We start from the raw sequence: 11,384 nt of genomic DNA on the forward strand, positions 1-11,384 counted from the left end.
GAGCAATCTTCTATTGTTCGGATTACTGTCAGTCTACCTATGTCACAGGCCCTTTTTACGAACATTTTAGAGCTTTTATCTGAGAATACTTTCCGATTAATTGACCTATCCGTGGGAAAACTGTAGGATGATGGCAAGGTTCTTTGTTGATAAGGAGGGAAAAGATGAGTAGTTACTTAGTTTTACAGACAGATTTTGGTTTGAGTGATGGTGCAGTGAGTGCGATGCATGGCGTGGCACACATGGTAAATTCTGAAGTGATCGTGCAAGATTTGACGCATGATATTCCCCCATACGATATTTGGGTAGCGTCTTATCGTTTGTATCAAACGGTGAAATATTGGCCGAAAGGTACGGTGTTTGTTTCAGTGGTCGATCCCGGAGTGGGAAGTGATCGCCGAAGTATAGCATGTGAAACGAATTCCGGTCATATCATTATTACACCAGACAATGGATCCTTAACGCATGTCCAGCATTATGAAGGATTAAAGGAAGTACGTGTAATTGATGAGGTGGAAAGTCGTTTGCCTCATTCAGAGGAAAGCCATACGTTTCATGGAAGAGATATTTATGCGTATAATGGCGCACGTCTAGCAAGTGGTGAAATTACATTTTCTGCGTTAGGAGAGGTGTTACCAATCGAAGAAATTACTGTTTTACCATTAGTTGATGCCAAACGAGATAAACACATCTTAACGGGGAGTATTGATGTACTTGATGTTCGTTTTGGTTCACTTTGGACCAATATTCCTTTAGCCTTTTTACAAGAAGAGGGGATTGTACACGGTGACTCATTACAAGTCACTATTTTCCATCATGGAAAGAAAATCTATCAAAATATTCTTCAGTTTGCTCGTTCATTTGCCGATGTTCAAGTGGGGGAACCTTTAGTTTATGTCAATTCGTTAGTTAATATAGGTGTCGCGGTCAATCAAGATTCTTTTTCGGACTTATATCATATTGGGACTGGCACGCAATGGCAAATTCAACTACGAAAAGCACCAAAAATAATTTTTGAGGAAGTGTAAAAATGAAAAAAGATTTTTCAGTCAAGACGATTGTTGCCATTGGAATTGGCTCGGCAGTATTTGTTATTTTAGGACGATTTGTTTCGATTCCATTAGTTGGTATTCCAAATACTAATTTGGAAACGACTTATCCATTTTTGGCTTTGATGGCAGCTTTATTTGGACCTATTCCAGCCGCATTAATTGGTCTTATTGGTCATACATTAAAGGATTTAATTTTTTATGGTACGCCATGGTGGTCGTGGGTAGTTTGTTCAGGAATTATCGGTTGGATTTTAGGTCTAGCAGTAGGCAAGACTGATTTAACTAGTGGTGAGTTTTCAACAAAAGAAATGATTCGTTTTAATGTTATTCAAATTGTTGGTAATGCGGTTGTTTGGGGAATTATTGCGCCAACGTTAGATATTTTAATTTATAGTGAGCCAGCAAATAAAGTTTATTTACAAGGATTAATTTCAGCAACAGCAAATGCTATTGCAATCGGGATTATCGGGACCTTATTGATGAAGGCTTATGCGTCTACACAAACGAAAAAAGGCAGTCTAAAAAAAGATTAAACTAGAGAGAAGGAAGGATATTTTCCTTCTTTCTTTTTTGTGGGAATATCATTTATTGCAAAATTTTGGTAAGATTGGAGAAGAATAATAACTGAGGAGAAGACAATGACAGAACCAATAATTGTATTTAAGGATTTTTCATTTCAATACAATAGCCAATCAGAACCAACCTTAAAAAATATCAATTTAACGATTCAACAAGGTGAAAAAGTCTTGATTGTGGGGCCATCTGGGAGTGGAAAGTCGACGTTTGCCCATTGTTTAAATGGGTTGATTCCTAACCAATATGAAGGTGAAATAACTGGCGAGGCATGGATTGCAGGAAAAAAATTGCAAGAAACCTCGTTATTTGATTTGTCGTTTACGACCGGAACAGTATTGCAAGATACAGATGGACAATTTATCGGTCTGACTGTTGCGGAAGATATGGCATTTGTTTTAGAAAATGATGGTGTCAGACAAGCTGAAATGCGTAAAAAAGTCGCAAAATGGGCAGAGTTAGTTGATATTGGCCACCAGTTAGATAAGCGTCCACAAGATTTATCTGGGGGGCAAAAGCAACGAGTATCAATGGCAGGTGTGATGATTAATGATGCACCATTATTATTATTTGATGAGCCTTTAGCTAATTTGGATCCAGCAGCAGGAAAAGATGCAGTTGAACTAATTGACACCTTGCATCAGCAAACGCAAGCAACAGTGGTTATCATTGAGCATCGATTAGAAGATGCTCTTGCAAAACCAGTGGACCGAATTATTGTTTTTAATGACGGGCAAATTGTTGCTGAACAAAAGCCGGATGAGCTGTTAAAAACGGCCATTTTGGCAGAAAACGGCATTCGGGAACCGCTATATGTGACAGCATTAAAATATGCGCAAGTTGATTTACAAACAGTGAAGCATTTAGCAGATGTGACACAAGTAGCTGGCGAACAGTTAGCAGAACAAATGATAGACTGGCAAAGCAGCTTATTCGATTTAGAAATCCCTGATAAAAAAGCGGTTTTATTTGAGTTAACTAAGTTGACTTATCGTTATCGTCCACAAGATTCTTATGTGTTAAATCAATTAAATACGAAGTTTTACCAAGGAGAACGCCTAAGTATTGTTGGGAAGAATGGTGCGGGAAAATCAACTTTATTCAAGGCATTATGCGGTTTTATTCGCCCAGAAGGAACAATGGAATGGCAAGGTAAAGACATCGGTAATGACTCGATTAAAGAACGAGCAGACAAAATTGGGTATGTTATGCAAAATCCTAATCAAATGATTTCGCAAAAGCTGATTTTTGATGAGGTAGCATTAGGTCTACGCTTGCGAAATATTGAAGAAAAGGAAATTGAAAAGCGGGTTTTTCATGTATTAAAAGTTTGTGGTTTGTATCCTTTTCGCAATTGGCCGATTGCCGCTTTAAGTTACGGACAGAAAAAGCGTGTAACAATTGCCTCGATTTTAGTTTTAGAACCGGAAATGTTAGTTTTGGATGAACCGACAGCTGGGCAAGATTTTCGGAATTATTCAGAAATGATGGCTTTCATTGAAGAACTGAATCACCTAGGTAAAACTATCGTTATGATTACACATGATATGCACTTAATGCTTGAGTACAGTGATCGTGTTTTAGTGATTAAAGATGGCACAATTCTAGCGGATACCACGCCAATTCAATTGTTGACCAATGAAAAGTTAGTTCAAGAAGCTTCTTTAAAGGAAACTAGTTTATTCACGTTTGCGAAGCATCTAGGCTTAAGTGATCCTGTTGCTTTTACACGGAAATTTATTCAATATGATTGGGAGGTACGCAAGCGATGAATCAGCAAACTTTAGGTTATCATCCAGGTCATACATTTTTGCATCAGTTGAATGCTACAACAAAGTTGATTTTTTTATTGGTAGTAACCATAGCTACGATGACAACTTATGATACACGTTTTCTAATATTTGTAGGAGTTATTTCTTTAGGATTATTTAAATTAGGAAATATCAAATGGCATCAAATTTCCTTTGTCATGAAATTTATTTTATTTTTTTCTTTATTAAATATTTTAGCTGTCTATTTATTTGAACCAGAATATGGCGTTTCTTTATATGGGACAAGGCATGTATTATGGGCAGGTTGGGGACGTTTTACCTTCACTCAGGAAGAATTATTTTACCTAGGTAATTTAGCATTGAAATATTTTAGTACGATTCCATTAGCCTTAACTTTTTTATTAACGACAAATCCAAGTAGTTTTGCTTCAAGTTTAAACAAGTTAGGAATTAGTTACAAGATTAGTTATGCTGTTGCATTGGCATTGCGTTATATCCCTGATATTCAAGAAGACTTTTTCAGTATCTCGCAAGCCCAACAAGCACGTGGCCTAGAGATGTCCAAGAAAGGGAAGCTTTCGCAACGAATCAAAGGAACATCCCAAATTGTCTTACCATTAATTTTTTCAAGTTTGGATCGAATTGAAACAATTAGTACAGCAATGGAATTGCGTCGTTTTGGACAGAAGAAAAAAAGAACCTGGTATGTGGAAGAACCATTTAAGATGAATGATTATTTAATAATAGCATTAGCTCTAAGCTTATTTTTGGTGACGTTGGTTTTATTTCATGTTAATGGAGGGCGTTTTTATAACCCATTCTCATTGATTAATTGATGGTCTCTTTTAGAGAAGGTGTGAACCAAAAAGGGCCTGTGACATAAGTCCCATGAAAAAGCGCCAAAAATGACGAGTAATCGTTCATTTCTGGCGCTTTTTAAGGTAAAATAAAAGGAAGCACAACTCTGACCTTGCACTTCCAAATTTTTATCCTCGAAAGGACAAAAACAATGTACCCAAATTATAACATAAATCAACTAACTTTAAACCTATCAACTGAATTTATTCCAAAAGAAAATCATGTCGCTTGTTTTATCAACGAATTGGTTGAATCTTTACAGATCCATGAACCGTATCTTTTCGGTCGCCCACGAGAATATGAGTTGCGTGCGATGTTAAAGTTGGTTCTTTTTGCGTACACTCGTGAGACGTTTACCAGTCGAAAAATTCAACGATTGGCAGAAGAAAATCTTTATGCCCGCTGGTTGACACAAGAAAGTGAGCCTTCTTATCGGACAATTGCCCGCTTTTGTGTCTCGAAAGATGTCGAAGAACTGACCAATAAAAGTTTGGATTCTTTGGTTCACTACCTTCGAGAACGCAATCTGATTGATGATGCTCTTTTTATTGATGGGACAAAAATCTTGGCGGATGCCAATAAATTTAGCTTTGTTTGGAAGAAGAATACGATTCGTTTTGATCAAATGAACCGTGAAAAAATTCTGACCTTAATGACAGAACTTCAAGAAGCCTATGAAGTCAAACATATTCCTGAAGGATCTAATCTGACGTTCGATTTATTGGATGAGCTTTTGACACGAATGGAGTTGCGTTTAGAAGACTTGGAAGAAGAAGTGATGGAAACCTCGAAGATTTCTCCTAATCCTGCGAAACAAAAACGAAGAGAACTGAAAACCCAGAAGCGCAAGCTTACTGAAAGACGAGAAAAAATGGCAGAACATCAAACACAGATGTCTATTTATGGTGCCCGAAACAGTTATTCAAAAACAGATAAAGAAGCAACATTTATGCGAGTGAAAGAAGATCACATGATGAATGGACAACTGAAACCAGCGTACAATCTTCAAATCGCTACGTGCAAACAATTTGTTTTGGGATACGATGTTTTTCAAAACCCAACAGATACAAAAACATTAAAGCCTTTTTTAGAAAAAATGAAGCTAGACAAACAAGCTTCTTATTATATTGTCGCCGATGCCGGTTATGGTTCTGAGAGTAACTATCGCTATTTAGAAGATAAATTGCCACAACACACGGCGCTTATTCCGTATGGCACGATGTTGAAAGAACAAAGTAAAAAATGGCAATCTGACGAACGGAAAGTGATGAATTGGACGTATTTTGAAGAGGAAGATTATTATAGTGATCCCAAAGGTGTTCGCTTCAATTTTCATGCCTATCGCCAACGGACAGATAAAGACGGTTTCGTTCGAGATTTCAAAGAGTATCAAGCTGAAAAAGTGGATGACTCTTTACGAGAAGTTCCAGAAGCATTGACACCCAAAGGATATGTAAGAAAAATTCTTGTCAATCCAGCTTGGGAATATCACAAAGCCAAACAAAGAGAGATGCTTTCTGACGAAAAAACAGGAAAGATCTATGCTCGTAGAAAAACAGATGTCGAAACAGTCTTCGGAAAAATGAAGGCTTGTTTGGGTTTCACTCGATATACGGTTCGAGGGCTAAACAAGGTTCGAAAGCAATCAGGCATCTTGATGATGGCCCTTAATATGATGAAATTAGCCACATTAAATAGAAAGAACTAGCACTGTACATAGAAAACCAGAATACCCACGAAAATCAAACTCAATTTTCGTGGGTATTCTGGTTTATAACTTGGATTGAGACGTACTTACGTCACAGGCCCTTTTTAATTTTCTCTTGTCAGAATACTTTCAGTAATTGAAAGTAAAGTTGCTTTAGTTTGTAAAGCATTGTTTGGCAACTTATGAATCCCTTTGAGAGCTTTTTTTGTATAATCAGCAGCTAAAGTTTGTGCTTTTTTTACGCCACCTAATTCATGTACTAATTGATGAATTTGTTGTGCGTCTTCTTGAGTCATCGCTTCTCTTTTTTCTAATAGAGGGATGAGAGCAGCACGATTATCTTGTAAAGCATACAATAAAGGTAATGAATAGATACCTTGACGTACATCTTCTAGCACGGGTTTACCAATGGTATCAGCTGATTGACTATAATCCAAAATGTCATCGATAATTTGAAAAGCCATTCCAATTTGTTGCCCAATTTCACCGGCTTTTCTTGCAAAATTAGTAGTATTTCCACTTTCCAAAGCTCCGATAAAACAACTCAAAGAAAAAAGTTCAGCAGTTTTCCCTGAAATATTTTCAAGGTATGCGTCAATCGTCATTTCTAAATTGTAATGATTGTCCATTTGACCTAATTCACCAGACAGAATTTTTTCCATGCTACGTGAGTTGAGTTGGAGACTTTTCATTGAACCTGCATAGTCGGCCATTAATTTAAAACAGCTGACAAAAAGATAATCACCTGCATAAACAGCAGTTGTATTATCAAATTTGGCACGTACGGTTGGTAAATTACGTCGTACGTCAGCTTCATCGACAATATCATCGTGAATCAATGTTGCCGTGTGGAGCATTTCAATAGCAGCTGCGAGAGCGATGGCTTTTTGGCGATCTTGCTCAGGCCCAAATTGCGAAAAGAGGAGTTGATAGGCTGGACGTAAAAGCTTTCCACCTGCTTGAATCATTTCTAATATGGCCTGTTGTACGGGTTTGTTTTTTAATTGGATGGCGTTTTCCATTAATGCCAATGTTTGGGTTAACTCTGGTTGTAAGTGTGGGTACGCCTGCCACATTGGATGAATTTTCATAAAAATCTCCTTTGTTACGTTTTCCATGAGACGTGTGTTTGTTCTTCATATTCGGTTTGAAAGCGACGCAAAGTATCAACACGTTGCAATAGGTAGTTTGCAGAGATACCTATTGCAATGCCTGATAAGATGCCTAAAAATGAGAGAATTGGCAAATAAAGCATTACGGTCCAAGATTGAGCAATCCAAGAAGCGGTTACCAATTGTCCGACATTATGCATGAATCCTCCTGTTGCACTGATTCCAATGATACTGACACGATTTGGACCAAGCTGTTTGACTAGTAGCATACCACCATAACTTAATAATGCCCCACTCATACTATATAAAAAAGTGGAAATTGTTCCGCCGAGTAAAGTGGTCAAAATTAATCGCATCCAAAGTAACATGAAACTTTCTTTTTTAGGCATTGTGAATAAAGCAATAATCGTAATTAAATTGGCTAAACCTAATTTGGCACCCGGTGCAAAAGCAAAAGGATAGGGAATCATATTTTCAATAAGACCAATGATAACTCCTTGAGCAACAAGTAAAGCAATAAAAATAATTTTTCGTAAACGGCTCATAATTAACGACGACTAATAAATTAAATCGTCCATGTCACTCCCATCTGCTATTTGAATTTCAATTACAAGTTTATGTGGGAGGCACACGATGGTCTCGCCATTTTTTGATGCCCAACCGCGACGGACACAAATCTGATCGCCACAATCAGCTTCTTTAATGCGGATACGATCACCTTGGATTTCAATTAAGTTCGAATCGCCATCGTCATCTTCGTATAAATAAGTAAATGTTTCTTGCCCTTCAACTAAATTAAAGGTTTTAATTTCTTCTCCATCTACACGCAAAATAGCTTGTTTTTCGACAACCACCGATTCTGCTGTTTGTTGCATAGAGAAAAGGATGATTGGTAAAAAAGAACTCATAATTAAGACCAAAACGATGACGCCATCCCATGGTTTTAAGCGACTATTTTTGATAAATTCTTTGATGTTCACGAGAGGGTCCTCCTTTTGATGATTTCTTTTTTATTCTAGCATAAACTAAAAATTCTGTATAAACATTTTGAAAATGGCTGGAACGTGATGAAGTCTCTGTCCCAGCCATTATCTTTATTTTTTATTTTTGACCATACATTGATTTCGGTTTTCCATACCACCAATTACCAAGAGTACGTTGTAACCATGGAATTACCCAACGGTCTAATCCGACTGCACGACCAGAACCATTCATTAAGGCAAAGGCAACAGGAATGAACCAGATATTTACCCAGAAGAACATTCCAGATAGACAGAATGTTGCAACTAAGACAATTGTTGTGGCACTAAATAACCAAGTGAAGAGACCAGCAATAATTGCAAGTGCAATTCCGATTTCAATAAAGACCATCATTTTTTGGAAGAACATTGCAACTTCCATGTTTGGCATAAAGATTTTCATTACGCTAACGAACCAGTCTGGCGCTTTTTCAAGGACGGCCATTGGTTGTTCGCCATATCCATAACTTAAACCAAAGTGAGCAACCGTTTCCGCAGCACCTGCACCGGCATCAGTGGCACCACTTGCTGCACTAGCAACGTCTGCACTGGCTGAACTTGCCGCGTCCGTTGCTGCTTGGTAATCCCATGTCCAAGGGAAGACACTGTCACCTTGGAACCATGAACCTTCACCAAACCAAGTACCTGGTTTTAGCCATTCGCCTTCACCAACAATTTTCTTAAAGGCTTCTAAGAACCAAACCAAACCGTAGAAAATACGTAGTGGGACACTCCATAAGACGTTTCCGTAACGAGAAGTATGTCCACGAGCGACATTTCGATCATCTTTAATGTGGAAAAATTCATGCATCATGTATTGGAACATATAATAACCAGAACGAATATCAAAGAAGTACTTCAAGTTAACAATATGTTTCATAATAATTGCTAAGAAACCACTTAAATGAATTTTGTTGAATAAGTTTGCAACTCCCCATTTAGAGCCAATAGAAACCATAAATCCTTGGTAGTTTCCTTTAAACTTATGTTTTTCGCCACCTTTAATTGCCGCTACAATATTACTTGCAGCAGTGTGACCAGTTTGTTCCGCTGCTTGAACGATTTGTGGTGTTGGTGTGTTTGGAAATTCTTCGTAGAAAACTAAGTCACCGATAACGTAGATATCTTTATCTTCATAACCTTTTGCTTCCATGTACTCATTTGCAACCAAACGATTTCCACGAGCTTTTTCTAATCCAAAGTCAGCAGCATCAGAAGTTGCTTTAACTCCAGCAGTCCAAATTAAGGTATGTGTTGGAATTGTTGAACCATCTTTTAATTTAATGAAGTCTGGTGCAACTTCAACGATTGGTGCGTTTAATACTAATTCAACATTTTTGGCTTTTAAGTAACGTTCCGCTTTCGCAGCATCGTTACGTCCTAACATATTTAAAATTGTTGGCATTGCTTCGACAACTTTTAAAGTGATCTCGCTTGGATCTAATTTGTAATCTTTTGCTAGACGTTCTTTCCAATCGATTAATTCACCAATCATTTCAATTCCAGTAAAACCAGAACCACAGACAACAAAAGTTAACATTGCTTTACGAACAGTTGCATCTGGTTCTAAAGCCGCTTTTGCCACAGTTGATAAGATGTGTTCACGAATGCGGACAGCATCCTCAAATGACCACAATGTAAAGCCATTTTCTTTAACACCTGGTGTACCAAAGTCATTTGGTTCGCCACCCATTCCTAAAACAAGGTAATCAAATGGGTATGAACCTGCTTTAGTTGTAACAACTTTGTTTTCTTTGTCAATTGATGTAACCGTATCTGTTACCAATTGTACGTTTTTTTTGCGAGCGAACAAATGTTGCAAGTCATATTGAATCGCATCCGGTTCAACACGTCCTCCAGCAACTTCGTGAAGCTCGGTCATCATTGTATGATAAGAATGACGGTCGATTAACGTAATAGTGACATCGCTATCTTTTTTTAGCTTTTTCGCTAAAAACTTAGTTGCAGATACACCAGAGTATCCAGCACCGACAACGACAATATTTTTCTTTGTCATTGAAAATCTCTCCTTTAATAGTAAAAATATAATGGTAATAATTACACAATCTATTACATTATAACGAGAAATTACTCGTTTGTCTAAACTTTTTTAAAAATTTCACAAAAAAAAGTTAAAAACTATGATACCTGTGAAACTTAAAAAAATCAGTACTTTTTATTTGTTTTTTTGATAATATAGTTGACTTATTTCAAAATTCCTTTAAAATGTTAGATGAATCACAAACTTCTTTGTGAATAATTTTTTTAGAAAGAAAAAGGTGGGAACAAGATGAAAACAAGAAAATTTATGGTAGGGATGACAGTATTTGCTTTTTCAGCATTAGTATTAGGAGCATGTTCACCAGATAACAATGATGAAAGCAGTGCAAGCAGTTCAGCAGCTTCATCAGAAGTAGTAGAATCATCAACAGCGACATCTTCAACAGAAGCAGGAGAAGCGGCACCAGGTGTTGTTTTACAAGATGGTACTTACAACTTAGAAGAAAAAAACTATAACAATGGCTACCGTGTAGTATTTTCTATGGAAGTAAAAGATGGAAAAATCGTTGAATCTAAATATGATAATGTAAATGAAGAAGGCAAATCAAAAACTGAAGACGCTGACTACAATAAAAATATGAAAGACAAATCTGGTATGTCACCAGAAGAGTATATTCCTAAATTAAATGAAGAATTTTTAGCAGCTCAAAGCGCTGATGGCGTGGATGTTGTGACTGGAGCAACACATAGCTCTCATTCATTCCAAAACTATGCACAACAATTAATTCAAGCAGCTCAAGCTGGCAATACAGAAACAATTGAAATTGACAATGGTGCAGAATTAAAAGATGGCACTTATACTTTGGAAGAAAAAAATTACAGCAATGACTATCGTGTTGTTTTCTCAATTGACGTAAAAGACGGCAAAATCGTTGAGTCTAAGTACGATAACGTGAATGAAGCTGGCGAATCAAAAGTTGAAAATAAAGAATACAACGAAATGATGAAATCAAAAGCTGGTATATCACCAGAAGAATTTATTCCTAAATTCAACGAAGCTTTAGTAGCTCAAATGGCTAACGAAGGTGGCACACCAGGAGACATCGAAGCAGTATCAGGTGCAAGTCATAGCCAACACACATTTGTTCTTTATGCAGAGCAATTAATTAACTCTGCTGAAAAAGGTGACACAGCAACAGTTGAAGTGGATAACTTTGTAGAACAATAAAGAAACAATCTATATTTGCGAAAAAAGGCTGGGATTTTTTATTCCAGCCTTTTCTTTTGCG

At 37.1% G+C, this 11,384-nt stretch carries 10 protein-coding genes; 6 read left to right on the forward strand and 4 right to left on the reverse strand.

The window, feature by feature from the left end:
- The first annotated feature begins 164 nt into the window (after positions 1 to 164).
- The 5 genes from AC4BC5_RS07575 to AC4BC5_RS07595 all read left to right on the forward strand — a co-directional run bounded on the left by AC4BC5_RS07575 (position 165) and on the right by AC4BC5_RS07595 (position 5,963).
- Positions 165 to 1,028 carry an SAM hydrolase/SAM-dependent halogenase family protein gene (locus AC4BC5_RS07575; RefSeq protein WP_490494815.1) on the forward strand — a complete coding sequence of 288 codons (864 nt, stop codon included), beginning with the start codon at positions 165 to 167 and terminating at the stop codon, positions 1,026 to 1,028.
- 2 nt (positions 1,029 to 1,030) lie between these two features.
- A complete protein-coding gene (locus AC4BC5_RS07580; protein WP_490494816.1) occupies positions 1,031 to 1,585 on the forward strand; it encodes an ECF-type riboflavin transporter substrate-binding protein in 555 nt (184 codons plus the stop codon).
- 105 nt (positions 1,586 to 1,690) lie between these two features.
- The gene (locus tag AC4BC5_RS07585; RefSeq protein WP_490494817.1) at positions 1,691 to 3,397 is read left to right on the forward strand and encodes an ABC transporter ATP-binding protein; all 1,707 of its coding nucleotides are present in this window, start codon (positions 1,691 to 1,693) and stop codon (positions 3,395 to 3,397) included.
- The gene (locus AC4BC5_RS07590; protein ID WP_490494818.1) at positions 3,394 to 4,233 is read left to right on the forward strand and encodes an energy-coupling factor transporter transmembrane component T family protein; all 840 of its coding nucleotides are present in this window, start codon (positions 3,394 to 3,396) and stop codon (positions 4,231 to 4,233) included. Before AC4BC5_RS07585 ends, AC4BC5_RS07590 begins: the two co-directional genes overlap by 4 nt.
- Positions 4,234 to 4,406: 173 nt before the next feature.
- Entirely contained in the window at positions 4,407 to 5,963 is a 1,557-nt protein-coding gene (locus AC4BC5_RS07595) for an IS1182 family transposase (RefSeq protein WP_490494819.1), read from the forward strand.
- A gap of 104 nt (positions 5,964 to 6,067) precedes the next feature.
- Here the strand turns inward: AC4BC5_RS07595 and AC4BC5_RS07600 are convergent, their stop codons facing one another.
- From AC4BC5_RS07600 to AC4BC5_RS07615, 4 genes are all read right to left on the reverse strand, one after another.
- A complete protein-coding gene (locus AC4BC5_RS07600; RefSeq protein ID WP_490494821.1) occupies positions 6,068 to 7,054 on the reverse strand; it encodes a polyprenyl synthetase family protein in 987 nt (328 codons plus the stop codon).
- Positions 7,055 to 7,068: 14 nt separating this feature from the next.
- Positions 7,069 to 7,620 carry a Gx transporter family protein gene (locus tag AC4BC5_RS07605; protein WP_490494823.1) on the reverse strand — a complete coding sequence of 184 codons (552 nt, stop codon included), beginning with the start codon at positions 7,618 to 7,620 and terminating at the stop codon, positions 7,069 to 7,071.
- A gap of 12 nt (positions 7,621 to 7,632) precedes the next feature.
- Positions 7,633 to 8,055, reverse strand: a complete 423-nt coding sequence (locus AC4BC5_RS07610; protein ID WP_490494824.1) for a NusG domain II-containing protein — start codon at positions 8,053 to 8,055, stop codon at positions 7,633 to 7,635.
- 121 nt (positions 8,056 to 8,176) lie between these two features.
- Positions 8,177 to 10,111, reverse strand: a complete 1,935-nt coding sequence (locus AC4BC5_RS07615) for an FAD-dependent oxidoreductase (RefSeq protein ID WP_490494826.1) — start codon at positions 10,109 to 10,111, stop codon at positions 8,177 to 8,179.
- Between the two features lie 273 nt (positions 10,112 to 10,384).
- Between AC4BC5_RS07615 and pplA the strand changes: the two genes are divergently transcribed.
- Complete coding sequence (gene pplA, locus AC4BC5_RS07620; RefSeq protein ID WP_490494828.1) at positions 10,385 to 11,323, forward strand: extracellular electron transfer flavoprotein PplA; 939 nt, start codon at positions 10,385 to 10,387, stop codon at positions 11,321 to 11,323.
- Positions 11,324 to 11,384: the final 61 nt, after the last annotated feature.

The organism is Enterococcus sp. AMC2644 (genome assembly GCF_058216475.1).

What these genes read in the sequence shown, in the direction of transcription:
- AC4BC5_RS07600 (WP_490494821.1), bottom strand. Translation starts at nt 7,054, where the DNA reads ATGAAAATTCATCCAATGTGGCAGGCGTACCCACACTTACAACCAGAG.
- AC4BC5_RS07590 (WP_490494818.1), top strand. Translation starts at nt 3,394, where the DNA reads ATGAATCAGCAAACTTTAGGTTATCATCCAGGTCATACATTTTTGCAT.
- AC4BC5_RS07595 (WP_490494819.1), top strand. Translation starts at nt 4,407, where the DNA reads ATGTACCCAAATTATAACATAAATCAACTAACTTTAAACCTATCAACT.
- AC4BC5_RS07575 (WP_490494815.1), top strand. Translation starts at nt 165, where the DNA reads ATGAGTAGTTACTTAGTTTTACAGACAGATTTTGGTTTGAGTGATGGT.
- pplA (WP_490494828.1), top strand. Translation starts at nt 10,385, where the DNA reads ATGAAAACAAGAAAATTTATGGTAGGGATGACAGTATTTGCTTTTTCA.
- AC4BC5_RS07605 (WP_490494823.1), bottom strand. Translation starts at nt 7,620, where the DNA reads ATGAGCCGTTTACGAAAAATTATTTTTATTGCTTTACTTGTTGCTCAA.
- AC4BC5_RS07615 (WP_490494826.1), bottom strand. Translation starts at nt 10,111, where the DNA reads ATGACAAAGAAAAATATTGTCGTTGTCGGTGCTGGATACTCTGGTGTA.
- AC4BC5_RS07580 (WP_490494816.1), top strand. Translation starts at nt 1,031, where the DNA reads ATGAAAAAAGATTTTTCAGTCAAGACGATTGTTGCCATTGGAATTGGC.
- AC4BC5_RS07585 (WP_490494817.1), top strand. Translation starts at nt 1,691, where the DNA reads ATGACAGAACCAATAATTGTATTTAAGGATTTTTCATTTCAATACAAT.